General features: G+C 71.2%; 12 protein-coding genes. 7 read left to right on the top strand and 5 right to left on the bottom strand.

The genetic code is table 11. The features are described 5' to 3' along the window. Positions 1–62: 62 nt before the first annotated feature. On the bottom strand, positions 63–926 hold the full coding sequence (locus ACIGA3_RS16585) for an oxidoreductase (RefSeq protein WP_399715701.1): 864 nt from the start codon (positions 924–926) through the stop codon (positions 63–65). A 129-nt stretch (positions 927–1055) separates the two neighbouring features. Here ACIGA3_RS16585 and ACIGA3_RS16590 point away from each other — a divergent pair, with 129 nt between their 5' ends. Beyond that, entirely contained in the window at positions 1056–2036 is a 981-nt protein-coding gene (locus tag ACIGA3_RS16590) for an ATP-binding protein (protein ID WP_399715704.1), read from the top strand. A gap of 3 nt (positions 2037–2039) precedes the next feature. Here the strand turns inward: ACIGA3_RS16590 and ACIGA3_RS16595 are convergent, their stop codons facing one another. After that, a complete protein-coding gene (locus ACIGA3_RS16595; RefSeq protein WP_399715706.1) occupies positions 2040–3305 on the bottom strand; it encodes a hypothetical protein in 1266 nt (421 codons plus the stop codon). Between the two features lie 348 nt (positions 3306–3653). Here ACIGA3_RS16595 and ACIGA3_RS16600 point away from each other — a divergent pair, with 348 nt between their 5' ends. From ACIGA3_RS16600 to ACIGA3_RS16625, 6 genes are all read left to right on the top strand, one after another. After that, positions 3654–6011 (top strand): SulP family inorganic anion transporter, encoded by a 2358-nt coding sequence (locus ACIGA3_RS16600; protein WP_399715709.1) that lies wholly within the window; start codon positions 3654–3656, stop codon positions 6009–6011. Positions 6012–6136: 125 nt separating this feature from the next. After that, positions 6137–8092, top strand: coding sequence for an acetate--CoA ligase (acs, locus tag ACIGA3_RS16605; protein WP_399715711.1), 1956 nt, complete (start codon positions 6137–6139; stop codon positions 8090–8092). Positions 8093–8283: 191 nt separating this feature from the next. Then, positions 8284–9726 carry a Na+/H+ antiporter NhaA gene (gene nhaA, locus ACIGA3_RS16610; RefSeq protein ID WP_399715714.1) on the top strand — a complete coding sequence of 481 codons (1443 nt, stop codon included), beginning with the start codon at positions 8284–8286 and terminating at the stop codon, positions 9724–9726. 54 nt (positions 9727–9780) lie between these two features. After that, positions 9781–10260: a phage holin family protein gene (locus ACIGA3_RS16615; protein WP_399715716.1), complete on the top strand. Its 480-nt coding sequence runs from the start codon at positions 9781–9783 to the stop codon at positions 10258–10260. After that, entirely contained in the window at positions 10257–11192 is a 936-nt protein-coding gene (locus tag ACIGA3_RS16620) for an alpha/beta fold hydrolase (protein WP_399715718.1), read from the top strand. The genes ACIGA3_RS16615 and ACIGA3_RS16620 overlap by 4 nt, the downstream gene beginning before the upstream one ends. Positions 11193–11331: 139 nt before the next feature. Continuing rightward, a complete protein-coding gene (locus tag ACIGA3_RS16625; protein WP_399715721.1) occupies positions 11332–11514 on the top strand; it encodes a hypothetical protein in 183 nt (60 codons plus the stop codon). A gap of 46 nt (positions 11515–11560) precedes the next feature. On the opposite strand, the gene ACIGA3_RS16630 is transcribed toward ACIGA3_RS16625, so the two are convergent. The 3 genes from ACIGA3_RS16630 to nth are packed head-to-tail and all read right to left on the bottom strand — an operon-like array spanning position 11561 to position 14411. Next, a complete protein-coding gene (locus ACIGA3_RS16630) occupies positions 11561–12760 on the bottom strand; it encodes a MarP family serine protease (protein WP_399715724.1) in 1200 nt (399 codons plus the stop codon). A gap of 57 nt (positions 12761–12817) precedes the next feature. Continuing rightward, positions 12818–13513 carry an NUDIX hydrolase gene (locus ACIGA3_RS16635; protein ID WP_399715727.1) on the bottom strand — a complete coding sequence of 232 codons (696 nt, stop codon included), beginning with the start codon at positions 13511–13513 and terminating at the stop codon, positions 12818–12820. 52 nt (positions 13514–13565) lie between these two features. Continuing rightward, on the bottom strand, positions 13566–14411 hold the full coding sequence (nth, locus tag ACIGA3_RS16640) for an endonuclease III (protein ID WP_399715729.1): 846 nt from the start codon (positions 14409–14411) through the stop codon (positions 13566–13568). Positions 14412–14496 lie beyond the last annotated feature (85 nt).

The following is a 14496-nucleotide window of genomic DNA, read 5'->3' on the forward strand; positions in this document are numbered from 1 at the left end:
AGAACTCGTACCGCCGCAACCCTGTCCGGGCCTTCTTCCGAGGGGGCCTTTCGTATGACCGGTCAGGCCGCTCCGCGCTGGAGCGCCTCGCACACCGCCGTCGACTCGCGCGCCCCCAGCTCCACCGCCCGGCCGCAGTGGGCGATCCAGGCCGCCATGCCCGCGGGGGTGCCGGAGACGTATCCGTCGAGCGCGGCGAGGTAGGAGGCGCGGCCCAGATCCGCGTGGCCCACCTCGGCCGGGCACACCGACTTCGGGTCCAGACCGCTGCCGATCAGGACGATCCGCTCGGCCGTGCGCGCCACCAGCCCGTTGTGGGAGGTGAAGGGGCGCAGCGCGAGGAGTTCGCCGTGCACCACGGCGGCCGTCACCAGCGCGGGCGCGGAGGACCCGGTGATGATCAGCTCCGCGAGGCCGTCCAGGCGTCCGGAGACCTCCGGGGCGTCCGGCAGGGGCAGCTCGATGAGGGGTTCGTCGGCGAGTTCGCCCGCGCGGCGCGGGCGGCCGACCTCGTCGCCGTCGCTCGCGGCGGCCACCATGTGCAGCCGGGCCAGCACCCGCAGCGGGGACTGCCGCCAGATGGACAGCAGTTGCCCGGCCTCGGCGGTGAGCCGGAGGGCAGCGCCCATGACCTGCGCCTCGGCGCCGGTGCTGAAGTCGGTGCGTCGCCGCACCTCCTCCAGGGCCCAGTCGGCGCCGGACAGCGCCGCCGAGCCGCGGGCGCCGCGCAGGGCCGCCTCGGAGGTGATGGCGTTACTGCGGCGGCGCATGATCCGGTGCCCGTAGACCCGGTCCACGGCCTTGCGCACGGATTCCACGGAGTCGGCCACGCCGGGCAGCGAGCCCAGGGCCGCAAGGGGGTCCCCCCTGTTCGAGCTCGTTCGAGAGCTTGGGGGAGGATCTGCGGTCGCTCCTGTCGTACTCATGAGGTCGACCCTACGCGTCCGCCCCACCGGTTGACCGGCACCCCTTCTTCGGCCGCCACACCCCTCGAAGGAGTGACCTTCCCCTACTTCCTGGCACACACAGCTACTCGATCACTACGCTTCGTGAACATGAAAATTGCTTTCGTCGGGAAGGGCGGCAGCGGCAAGACCACGCTCTCTTCCCTCTTCATCCGCCATCTCGCGGCCGCCGGAGCCCCGGTGGTCGCCATCGACGCCGACATCAACCAGCACCTCGGGCCGGCCCTCGGGCTCGACGAGGCCGAAGCGGCGGCGCTGCCCGCCATGGGCGACCGGCTGCCGCTGATCAAGGACCATCTGCGCGGCTCCAACCCGCGGATCGCCTCGGCCGAGACGATGATCAAGACCACTCCGCCCGGCACGGGTTCGCGGCTGGTCCGGATCGGCGAGCCCGACGCGATCCACGACGCCTGCGCGCGTCCCGTGGAACTCGACGGCGGCACCGTCCCTCTGATGGTCACCGGCCCCTTCACCGACGCCGATCTGGGGGTCGCCTGCTACCACTCCAAGACCGGAGCGGTGGAGCTGTTCCTGAACCACCTCGTCGACGGCCCCGGCGAGTACGTGGTGGTCGACATGACCGCCGGCTCGGACTCCTTCGCTTCCGGCATGTTCACCCGCTTCGACATGACGTTCCTCGTCGCCGAGCCGACCCGGAAGGGAGTCTCCGTCTACCGCCAGTACAAGGAGTACGCCCGCGACTTCGGCGTCACGCTCAAGGTCGTCGGCAACAAGGTCCAGGGGCCGGACGACGTCGATTTCCTGCGCGCGGAGGTCGGGGACGATCTGCTGGTGACGGTCGGGCACTCGGACTGGGTGCGCGCCATGGAGAAGGGGCGCCCGCCGCGCTTCGGCCTCCTGGAGGACGGCAACGCCCGCGCGCTGGCAGCGCTCCGGGCCGCCGCCGACGCGACGTACGAGCTGCGTGACTGGGAGCGGTACACCCGCCAGATGGTCCACTTCCATCTGCGCAACGCCCAGTCGTGGGGCAATGAGCGCACCGGGGCCGACCTGGCGGCGCAGATCGACCCCGGGTTCGTGCTCGGCGAGAGTGTGGCGACCCCCGCCTGATTCCTACTGCTTGGCGGCCGGCGCTCCGGGGACGCCCTTCGGCGCCGGGGCCGGGCGGCCGGAGAGCAGGGACGCCCAGCCCTGCTTGGGCGTCTCGCCCACCTCGAGGGTGCGCAGCTTGGCCAGGGTCTGCGGGTCCTGGGCGTCCAGCCAGTCGGTCAGCTCGCGGAACGAGACACAGCGGACGTCGGGCTTGTTGCACACGGTCTTGACGACGTCCTCGATGGCGCGCATGTAGGTGCCGCCGTTCCAGGACTCGAAGTGGTTGCCGATGATCAGGGGTGCGCGGTTGCCGTCGTAGGCGCGGTCGAAGCCCTTCAGCAGGCCGTCGCGCATCTCGTCGCCCCAGGTGGCGAACTTGTCGGGGTCGCCCTGGGTACGGGTGCCGGACTGGTTGACCATGAAGTTGTAGTCCATGGTCAGCTGCTCGAAGGTGTGGCCGGGGAAGGGGACCAGCTGCATGGACAGGTCCCAGAGACCTTCCCTCTTCTTCGGCCACACCTGGTTGTTGACGCCGCTGGAGTCATAGCGGAAGCCCATCTGGCTCGCCGCCTTGATGAAGTTCTTCTGCCCTTCCAGGCAGGGGGTGCGGGCGCCGATGAGTTCCTTGTCGTAGTCGAAGGGCAGCGGCGACGACTTCTTCAGGCCCGAATTGGTCTTCCAGGTCTTCACGAACTCCTTGGCCTGGCTGATCTCGCTCTTCCACTCCGCCACCGACCACTGGCCGACCCCGCCCTCGGGGCCGCAGAAGTGGCCGTTGAAGTGGGTGCCGATCTCGTTGCCCTCGAGCCAGGCCAGGCGCGCCTGCTTGGCGGTGTCGGAGATGCCCTGCTCGTCGTTGAAGCCGATGTCGGAGCGGCCCGGCGAGTGCTGCGGCGGCTTGTACAGGTCGCGCTTCTCCTCCGGCAGCATGTACACACCGCTGAGGAAGAACGTCATGTTCGCGCGGTTGTCCTTGGCGACCTTGCGGAAGTGCGAGAACAGCTTCTGGCTGTCCTCACCGGCGCCGTCCCAGGAGAACACCACGAACTGCGGCGGCTTCTGACCGGGCTTCAGCTTCTCGGGCCGGGGCAGGTGCGGCTGCGCGCCGGTGTACGCGGTGGACCCGTCGCCGATCAGCCGGACGACGCTCTTGGGAGCCGGGGCGCCTTTCTGCGGGCCGGGCGCGCCTTCCCCCGACCCGTCGGAGCCGGTGGCGCAACCGGCGAGGGACGCGGCACCGGCAGCGGCGACCATGGCACAGACGGCGATCCTCTGGGTGGCGGCCATGTTCCGCCCACCTTCTTCCTTCTCTCGGGCGAACTCTCAGGCGAACGCCGATGAGGGCGTTTTCTGGTGATGCGCCGGATTCCTCCCGGCGGCGCCGTCAAAGTCGCATGGGGTCGAGAAGGAAGTAGTACGACAAGCCGACGAAATGCCCGCTTCACTCGGCCGGGTGCACATATGTGCCATTTGCTTCGAAAAGATATGCCCAGCCTTTACTCTGGATTACGGTTCGTTTACCGAGCGTTGAATCATCCCGCCGCTGTACGCCGTGACCCACGGCCGCGACCGAACCCCCCGCCCCGGGCGGGAACCCCCAGTCCGCGACCGCGCTGCCCCGGAGGAGACGGGAACATGTCAGCCTGCGCACCACCTCGCACCGAGCACTCCCCACCCCACACCACCCCACCGCCCCGGCGCCGCCGTTTCCGCGTCGAGAGCGCCGACGTCTCCGCGTCCATCGCCGTCTTCCTCATCGCCCTGCCGCTCTCCCTGGGCATCGCCCTCGCCACCGGCGCCCCGCTCCAGGCGGGGCTGGTCGCCGCGGCGGTCGGCGGGATCGTCGCCGGACGGATCGGCGGCTGCCCGTTGCAGGTCAGCGGGCCCGCCGCCGGTCTGACCGTGGTCACCGCCGACCTCATCCACCAGTACGGCTGGCGGGCGACCTGCGGCATCACCGTCCTCGCCGGACTCGCCCAGCTCGGCCTGGGCTGTCTGCGGGTGGCGCGCGGCGCGCTGGCCGTCAGCCCGGCGGTCGTGCACGGCATGCTCGCGGGCATCGGCGTCACCATCGCCGTCGCCCAGCTGCACATCGTGCTCGGCGGCAGACCGGACAGCTCCGTCCTCACCAACCTGAGGTCGCTCCCCGCCCAGCTGGCCCGTCTCGACCCGGCGGCCCTGGTGATGAGCGTGCTGACCCTGACCCTGCTGCTGGCCTGGCCCCGCATCCCGGACCCCGCGGGCAGCCTGCTGCGCAAGGTCCCCGCCGCGCTGGTCGCCGTCATCGGGGCCACCGTGACGGCGGCGCTCGCCGGGCTCACCCTGCCCCGCGTCGATCTCCCGTCCTGGCGCAGCCACGCCCTGGCCGGACTGCCCGAGGGGCCGACGCTCGGCATCGTCGCCGCCGTGCTCACCACCACGCTGGTGTGCAGCGTGCAGTCGCTGCTGGGCGCGGTGGCCGTGGACAAGCTGGCGGCCGGCCGGACCGGTCCGGTCCACGTCGGGCGCTCCGACCTCGACCGCGAGCTGCTCGGTCAGGGCGCGGCGAACATCGTCTCCGGCGCGCTCGGCGGGCTGCCGGTCGCCGGGGTGGCGGTGCGGAGCACGGCGAACGTGAACTCAGGTGCCGTGAGCCGGAACTCCACGATGCTGCACGGCGTGCTCGTGGTGATCGCCGCCCTGCTGATGGTTCCGCTCCTGGAGCAGATCCCGCTCGCCTCGCTCGCCGCCCTGGTGATGGCCGTCGGCATCCAGATGGTGTCCCTGAACCACATCCGCACGGTGACCCGCCACCGTGAAGTGCCGGTGTACGCCGCGACCACCCTCGGCGTGGTGTGCCTCGGTGTCCTTCAGGGCGTCCTCCTCGGAATCGCCGTGGCCGTCGCCCTCGCCCTGCACCGCCTCACCCACACCCGCATCACGCACGAGGAGAAGGAGGGAGTCCATCACGTCCATGTACGCGGCCAGTTGACGTTCCTCGCCGTGCCCCGGCTCAGCAGAGCACTGCACCGCGTGCCCCACGGCGCCCGTGCCGTGGTGGAGCTGGACGGTTCGTTCATGGACCACGCGGCGTACGAGTCGCTCCAGGACTGGCAGAGCTCCCACACCGCGCGGGGCGGCTCCGCCGAGCTGAAGGACCGCCGTACCGGAGTACGGAGCGCGGGCACCCCGTCCTCCACCGTCTGCCGGTGCCGGCCCTGGACACCGTGGCGGAATCACCGGTGCGACATGCCGGTGGCGGCCGCGCGGAAGGACGCGGGGAAGGGTGCGGGCGACCGCCCCGGCGACTCCCGTCCCCACTCCGACACCCATGAACTCGCCCGTGGCATCAGCTCGTTCCAGCGGAACACCGCCCCGCTTGTGCGGGAGGAGCTGGCCCGGCTGGCCAGAGAGGGGCAGCGGCCCTCGCAGCTCTTCCTCACCTGTGCCGACTCCCGGCTCGTCACGTCGATGATCACCGCCAGTGGCCCCGGTGACCTGTTCGTGGTCCGCAACGTCGGAAACCTGGTGCCGCCGCCCGGCCAGGAGCACTCCGACGACTCGGTGGCCGCCGCCATCGAGTACGCGGTGGACGTGCTCGGGGTCAGGTCGATCACCGTGTGCGGGCACTCCGGGTGCGGGGCGATGCAGGCCCTGCTGACCGCCGAGCCCGGTGCCGCTACGACCCCGCTGCGCCGGTGGCTGCGGTACGGGCTGCCGAGCCTGGAGCGGATGGCCGACGGGCGCCCGGAGCGGCCCCGGCTCGCCACGCGGCCGGTGGCCGACGCGGCGGAGGAGCTGTGCCTGACCAATGTGGTGCAGCAGTTGGCGCATCTGCGGGCGCACGAGTCGGTCGCGCGCGCCCTCGCGGCCGGATCGCTGGAGCTGCACGGCATGTACTTCCACGTCGGCGAGGCGCGGGCGTACCTGCTCGGGGACGAGGTGGACGCAGAGGTGTTCCACGACGTGCGAGAGGACGTGCGAGAGGGGGCGGAGGTGGGCAGTTTGCTCTGAGCGGCCACCCGCGCGTGACCGCAGAAAGGTCTAAACCAATTCTGCGGTCCACCCTTGTCATCAGCCCCGACGTCTGATGAGGTGTGGCCCGGAACACAACGGACACCCTGGGAAAGGGAGATGTCGTGAGCAACGAGAGCCTGGCCAACCTTCTTAAGGAGGAGCGACGCTTCGCGCCGCCGGCCGGTCTGGCCGCGAGCGCCAACGTCACGGCCGAGGCGTACGAACAGGCCGCGGCCGACCGGCTCGGCTTCTGGGCCGAGCAGGCCCGCAGGCTGAGCTGGGCCAAGGAGCCGACGAAGACGCTCAACTGGTCGAACCCGCCGTTCGCCAAGTGGTTCGAGGACGGCGAGCTGAACGTCGCCTACAACTGCGTGGACCGGCATGTGGAGGCCGGGAACGGCGACCGGGTCGCCATCCACTTCGAGGGCGAGCCGGGCGACAGCCGCTCCATCACCTACGCCGAGCTGAAGGACGAGGTCTCCAAGGCGGCCAACGCCCTGCTGGAGCTGGGTGTCCGCAAGGGCGACCGGATCGCCATCTACATGCCGATGATCCCCGAGACCGCGATCGCCATGCTGGCCTCGGCCCGCATCGGCGCCGCGCACTCGGTCGTCTTCGGCGGCTTCTCGGCGGACGCGCTGGCCACCCGCATCAAGGACGCGGACGCCAAGGTCGTCATCACCGCCGACGGCGGCTACCGCCGCGGCCAGCCGTCCGCGCTCAAGCCCGCCGTGGACGACGCGGTCGCCAAGGCCGGCACCGTCGAGCATGTGCTGGTGGTCCGCCGTACCGGGCAGGACGTGGCGTTCGACGCCGGGCGGGACGTGTGGTGGGACGAGCTGGTCGGGCGCCAGTCGGCCGAGCACACCCCGGAGGCGTTCGACGCGGAGCACCCGCTGTTCATCCTCTACACCTCCGGCACCACGGGTAAGCCGAAGGGCATCCTGCACACGTCGGGCGGCTACCTCACCCAGACGGCCTACACCCACTGGGCCGTGTTCGACCTCAAGCCGGAGACGGACGTCTACTGGTGCACGGCCGACGTCGGCTGGGTCACCGGGCACTCCTACATCGTCTACGGCCCGCTGGCCAACGGCGCGACGCAGGTGATGTACGAGGGCACCCCGGACACCCCGCACCAGGGCCGGTTCTGGGAGATCGTCGAGAAGTACAGGGTCTCGATCCTGTACACCGCGCCGACGGCGATCCGGACGTTCATGAAGTGGGGCGACGACATCCCCGCCCAGTTCGACCTGACCTCGCTCCGGGTGCTCGGTTCGGTGGGCGAGCCGATCAACCCCGAGGCGTGGGTCTGGTACCGCAAGAACATCGGCGCCGACCGCACCCCGGTCGTGGACACCTGGTGGCAGACCGAGACCGGCGCGATGATGATCTCGCCGCTGCCGGGCGTCACCGAGACCAAGCCCGGCTCCGCGCAGCGGGCGCTGCCCGGCATCAGCGCGACCGTCGTCGACGACGAGGCGAACGAGGTGCCGAACGGGGGCGGCGGCTACCTGGTCCTCACCGAGCCGTGGCCGTCGATGCTGCGCACCATCTGGGGTGACGACCAGCGCTTCCTGGACACCTACTGGTCGCGTTTCGAGGGCAAGTACTTCGCCGGCGACGGCGCGAAGAAGGACGACGACGGGGACATCTGGCTCCTCGGCCGGGTGGACGACGTGATGCTGGTGTCGGGCCACAACATCTCCACCACGGAGGTGGAGTCGGCGCTGGTGTCGCACCCGTCCGTCGCCGAGGCGGCCGTCGTGGGCGCCGCCGACGAGACGACCGGGCAGGCCATCGTCGCGTTCGTCATCCTGCGCGGCTCGGCCGCCGAGGACGAGAAGCTGGTGGCCGAACTGCGCGACCACGTCGGCGCCACGCTCGGCCCGATCGCCAAGCCCAAGCGCGTGCTGCCGGTCGCGGAGCTGCCCAAGACCCGCTCCGGCAAGATCATGCGCCGGCTGCTGCGGGACGTCGCGGAGAACCGTCAGCTCGGGGACGTCACCACGCTGACCGACTCCACGGTCATGACGCTCATCCAGTCCAAGCTGCCGTCCTCCTCCAGCGAGGACTGAGCAAGGGCCCAGCGAGGCCGAGAGGGGGGTGTCCCGGTGCTCATGCCGGGGCACCCCCCAGCCCGTACGGGTGCGCCCCCGCATCCCCTTGGGTAAAGTCAGCACAGTTCGGCACATGTCCGAGCCTCGAGGTGCGCCGGGAAGTCTGGTCGGCAAGCGATCCGTCCTGCCCACCACCCGGAGGTCCCACCGTGGCCGCGCCCCGCACCCCCAACGCCGCCCGCAAGGCATTCGACCGCCTGTCGCTGCCGGAGCGGACCGCCGTCGCGGACGCGCTGCGCACCGAGACCGTGGGCGGTGTCCTCCTGCTCGCCGCCGCCGTCGCGGCGCTGATCTGGGCCAACATTCCCGCGCTGAGCCACGCCTACGAAACCGTCAGCCACTTCCACCTCGGCCCCGCGGCCCTCGGCCTGGACCTCTCCGTCGCCCACTGGGCGGCCGACGGCCTGCTCGCGGTGTTCTTCTTCGTCGCCGGGGTCGAGCTGAAGCGCGAGCTGGTCGCCGGGGACCTGCGTGACCCCAAGGCGGCCGTGCTGCCCGTGGTGGCCGCGCTGTGCGGGATGGCCGTACCCGCGCTGGTGTACACGCTCACCAACCTCACCGGCGGCGGCTCCCTGGCCGGCTGGGCGGTGCCCACCGCCACCGACATCGCCTTCGCGCTCGCCGTCCTCGCCGTCATCGGCACCTCGCTGCCCAGCGCGCTGCGCGCCTTCCTGCTGACCCTCGCCGTGGTCGACGACCTCTTCGCCATCCTGATCATCGCGGTGTTCTTCACCGGCCGGATCGACTTCGCCGCGCTCGGCGGCGCCGTCGCCGCGCTGGCGCTGTTCTGGCTGCTGCTGCGCAAGGGGGTGCGCGGCTGGTACGTGTACGTGCCGCTGGCGCTGGTGATCTGGGCGCTGATGTACAACAGCGGCGTGCACGCGACCATCGCCGGTGTGGCGATGGGCCTGATGCTCCGCTGCGTCACCCGTGAGGGTGAGGAGCGGTCGCCGGGTGAACGGCTGGAGCATCTGGTGCGGCCCCTGTCGGCCGGGCTCGCGGTACCGCTGTTCGCCCTGTTCAGCGCGGGCGTGCCGGTGTCCGGCGGGGCACTGGCGCGGGTGTTCACCGGGCCGGAGACGCTCGGGGTGGTGCTCGGGCTGATCGTCGGCAAGACGGTCGGTGTCTTCGGCGGGACCTGGCTGACCGTGCGCTTCACCCGTGCCTCGCTGGGCGAGGGGCTGGCCTGGGCGGATGTCTTCGCGGTGGCCACGCTCGCCGGGATCGGCTTCACCGTCTCCCTGCTCATCGGCGAGCTGGCCTTCGCCGGCGACACCGCGCTCATCGCCGAGGTGAAGGCGTCCGTCCTCGTCGGATCGCTGATCGCGGCCATCTGTGCGACCGTGCTGCTGAGGATGCGCAACGCCAAGTACCGGCGGTTGTGCGAGGACGAGGACCGAGACGAGGACCTGGACGGCATCCCCGACGTCTATGAGCAGGACGACCCGGCGTACCACCTGCGCATGGCCGGGATCCACGAGGGGAAGGCCGCCGAGCACCGGCGTATCGCCGCCGAGCTGTCCGGCGCCGCGCGCCACGCGCGTGCCGAAGTGCCGGGCGGGGCAGGCGAGGAGAACGGTCGTCCGGCATGATCTGACGAGACGGTACAAAACAAGACGGCACACAGAGCAGAGGGAGAGAACGCGATGAGCGCACCCGACGGCAGGCCGGTCGGCGCCGAACACAGCATCGGCCAGCTGGTCGCCTCGGCGACGACCGAGATGTCGGCGCTGGTGCACGACGAGATCGCGCTGGCCAAGGCGCAGCTGAAGCGGGACGTGAAGCGCGGCGCGGCGAGCGGCGGGGCCTTCTCGGGCGCCGGCGCGGTGCTGGTGTTCTCGCTGCCGATGCTCAACTTCGCGCTGGCGTACGGCATCCGGACCTGGAGCCACTGGAACCTCGCGGTCTGCTTCCTGCTGTCCTTCGCCGCCAATGTGCTGCTGGCCGGTCTGCTCGCCCTGATCGGTCTGGCGTTCGCCAAGAAGGCCAAGAAGAGCAAGGGCCCGCAGAAGGTCGCCGCGTCCATGAAGCAGTCGGCGGGCGTTCTCCAGAAGGCCAAGCCGCACCCGCGCGAGCTGCCTGTGGCGGACCGTGCGCGCAAGGCTGTGGCACGCTCGTCCTCATGACGGAACCAGCCGCCGCACCAGCCGTACGCCTCGACCTGCCCTCCGGGGAGCAGGTGACGCACCGGGACGTCGCCGCCAACGGCGCGCGTTTCCACATCGCCGAACTGGGCGACGGCCCCCTGGTGCTGCTGCTGCACGGCTTCCCGCAGTTCTGGTGGACCTGGCGGTACCAGCTGTCCGCGCTGGCGGGCGCGGGCTACCGGGCCGTCGCCATGGATCTGCGGGGCGTCGGCGGCAGCGACCGCACCCCGCGCGGGTACGACCCCGCCAACCTGGCGCTGGACGTCACCGGGGTGATCCGCTCGCTCGGCGAGCCGGACGCCGCGCTGGTCGGCCACGACCTGGGCGGTTACCTGGCGTGGACGGCGGCGGCGATGCGGCCCAAGCTGGTGCGACGGCTCGCCGTGGTGTCCATGCCGCACCCCCGGCGCTGGCGCGCGGCGATGCTGCGGGACGCCCGGCAGACGGCGGCCAGCTCCTACATCTGGGGTTTCCAGCGGCCGTGGATTCCCGAGCGGCAGCTCACCGCCGACGACGGCGCGCTGGTGGGAGAGCTGATCCGGGACTGGTCCGGGCCCCGGCTGCCGGAGGACGCGGACGTGGAGGCGTACCAGCGGGCGATGTGCATTCCGTCGACGGCGCACTGCTCGATCGAGCCGTACCGCTGGCTGGTGCGTTCGCTGGCCCGGCCGGACGGCATCCAGTTCAACCGGCGGATGAAGCGGCCGGTCCGGGTGCCGACCCTGCATCTGCACGGCTCGCTGGACCCCGTCACCCGGACCCGCAGCGCGGCCGGTTCGGGCGAGTACGTGGAGGCGCCGTACCGCTGGCGGCTGTTCGACGGGCTCGGGCACTTCCCGCACGAGGAGGACCCGGTGGCGTTCTCGACCGAGCTGATCAGCTGGCTGAAGGACCCCGAACCCGACCGATGACCGTTCGGATGCGCCGACTGTCCCTTTTCCTGACCGTTTCCGATCACTTGTCCCCTGAACTGCCACATGCCTGACGCATAGGCCGATCGGGGGGCCCGGGCGTGATTATCGACCTTGGGGCGGGGGCACACGTCGGGGTATGGGCTGGACGCACGACTACGGTGACGCACCCCGCGAACGACGCTCGGCCTCCGGGCCCAGTTCGCCACAACGAGGAACGCCGCAACTCGCGGAAGCGGACCCGAGAGTGGGGATTCCGCGCATCCTGCGCCGTCGGGCCCGCTGGGTGTCGGTACGCCTGCGTCACACCACGCGCGCCTGAGCCACCATCACACCGCTGACCCGCCGCCCCGGCCCCATGTGGGCCGTCACAGGGCGCAGTTGTCGGTACCCACTTGGCTGTTCGCCGTACGTCCCCGCGCGATGTCCTGGCGGATCTCGTCGGCGGTGAGGGCGTAACCGGTCTCGGCGTCGTCCAGCGACTTGGCGAACACCACGCCGTACACCCTGCCCTGAGGGGTCAGCAGCGGGCCGCCGGAGTTGCCCTGACGGACGGTGGTGAAGAGTGAGTACACGTCACGGCCGACCGTGCCCCGGTGGTAGATGTCCGGGCCGTTGGCCGTGATGCGCCCGCGCACGCGCGCCGCGCGCACGTCGTACGCGCCGTTCTCCGGGAAGCCGGCCACGATCGCGCCGTCCCCGCTGTCGGCGTCCTCGGCGGCGAACCGCAGCACGGGCGCCTTCAGGTCCGGCACGTCCAGGACGGCGATGTCGCGCCGCCAGTCGTAGAGGACCACGGTGGCGTCGTACTTGCGGCCCTCGCCGCCTATCTGGACGGTGGGTTCGTCCACGCCCCCGACGACGTGCGCGTTGGTCATCACGCGCCGCTCGCCGAAGACGAAGCCGGTGCCCTCCAGCACCTTGCCGCAACTGCGGGCGGTGCCGGTGACCTTGACGATGGAGCGCTGGGCCCTGGTGGCCACCGCGCTGCCCGCCAGGGCCGGGTCGGGCGGCTGGACCTCGCGGATCTGCTCGTCGGAGAACGGGCTGAAGACCTGCGGGAAGCCGTTCTGCGCGAGGACCGAGGTGAAGTCCTTGAACCAGGTGTTGGACTGCGCGGGCAGCACCTGGTCCATCCCGACCAGCACCTTGGAGCCGCGGACCTCCCGGCCCAGGGTCGGCAGCGTGGTCTGGGCGAGGGCGGAGCCGATCAGCCAGGCGACCAGCAGCATGGCGACGACGTTGACCAGGGCGCCGCCAGTGGCGTCCAGCGCGCGGGCCGGTGACCAGGTGATGTGGCGGCGCAGCTTGTTGCCCAGGTGGGTGGTGAGGGCCTGCCCGACGGAGGCGATGACGACGACGACGATGACCGCCACGACGGCGGCCGCGGTACTGACCTCCGCGTCTTCGGTCACGGCGTCCCAGGCCAGGGGCAGCGTGTAGACGGCGAGCAGGCCGCCGCCGAGGAAGCCGATCACCGACAGGATGCCGACGACGAAGCCCTGGCGGTAGCCCACGACCGCGAACCACACGGCGGCCAGCAGCAGCAGAATGTCCAGCACGTTCAACGCTTCAGGCCCCGCCCATCGACTTTCTCCGCGGTAAGGAACACGCACGACACCCTGTCACGACCACCGGTCGAGCGGGACCTGCCGGGTTCTGTCCCACGGGCGTTCCCAGCCCGCGTAGTGCAGCAGCCGGTCGATGACACCGGCCGTGAACCCCCACACCAGGGCCGATTCGACCAGGAATGCCGGGCCCCGGTAGCCGCTGGGGTGCACGGTGGTGGCGCGGTTGGCCGGGTCCGTGAGATCCGCCACGGGGACGGTGAAGACACGGGCGGTCTCGCCCGGGTCGACGACACCGACCGGGCTGGGCTCGCGCCACCAGCCGAGGACGGGGGTGACGACGAACTCGCTGACCGGGATGTAGAGGGCGGGCAGCACACCGAAGAGCTGGACGCCGGCCGGGTCGAGCCCGGTCTCCTCCTCCGCCTCGCGCAGCGCCGCCCGCAGCGGGCCGTCGGTCTGGGGGTCGCCGTCCACGGCGTCGAGGGCGCCGCCGGGGAAGGAGGGCTGGCCCGCGTGGGAGCGCAGCGAGCCGGAGCGCTCCATCAGCAGCAGCTCGGGGCCGCGCTCGCCCTCGCCGAACAGGATCAGCACCGCCGACTGGCGGCCACCGCCGTCCTCCGGCGGCAGGAAGCGGCTGAGCTGGAGCGGCTGGACCGTCTCGGCGGCCCGCGCCACCGGCTCCAGCCAGCCCGGCAGCCCCTCCCTGCGCAGCGCCACCGGACTCTCGTGCGTGTCACGCGTGTACGTCATGCCACCCCCCCTGCTGCCGTGTCCAACGCCCGCGTGCCCCGAGATCGTTCCGTCATCCGGCCCCCAGCGGCGGGGCCGCGATGCCGCCCGCGTCCAGATAGGACTGCGGGGGGTTGAGCCGCTGGCCGGGGAAGCCGCCCTTCTCGTACTTGAGGAGCCCCCGGGCCTTCTCCGGGTCGGTCTCGCCCTCGCCGTACGACGGGCAGAGCGGGGCGATGGGGCAGGCGCCGCAGGCGGGCTTGCGGGCGTGGCAGATGCGGCGGCCGTGCCAGATGACGTGGTGCGAGAGGTCGGTCCAGTCCTTCTTGGGGAAGAGCGCGCCGACCGCGGCCTCGATCTTGTCGGGCTCGGTCTCCTCGGTCCACTTCCAGCGCCGCACCAGCCGCTGGAAGTGGGTGTCCACGGTGATGCCGGGCCTGCCGAAGGCGTTGCCGAGGACCACGAACGCGGTCTTGCGGCCGACGCCGGGCAGCTTGACCAGGTCCTCCAGCCGGCCGGGGACCTCACCGCCGAAGTCCTCCACGAGCGCCTTGGACAGCCCTATGACGGAGCGCGTCTTGGCCCGGAAGAAGCCGCAGGGGCGCAGGATCTCCTCCACCTCGGCGGGGTCGGCCGCCGCGAGGTCCTCCGGGGTGGGGTACTTGGCGAACAGCGCCGGGGTGGTCTGGTTGACGCGCAGGTCGGTGGTCTGGGCCGACAGGACCGTGGCGACCACGAGCTGGAAGGGGTTCTCGAAGTCCAGCTCGGGGTGGGCGTACGGATAGATCTCGGCGAGTTCGCGGTTGATACGGCGGGCGCGGCGGACCAGCGCGGTGCGGGATTCACCGGTCGGGGTCGCGGCCGTGCCGGACGCTTTCGCGGGCGCTTTCTTCGCCGGGGCCTTTTTTATGGATTTCACCTTTTTGCCACTTCCATCGGAATCCTGTTCGCCCACGGCGGAATCACGTCGTGCAACCACCCGCCCAGCCCCCTCGGCCTGTGCT

Origin of the sequence: Streptomyces sp. NPDC085596 (assembly GCF_044541565.1) — a bacterium.
Classification (GTDB): Bacteria; Actinomycetota; Actinomycetes; order Streptomycetales; family Streptomycetaceae; genus Streptomyces.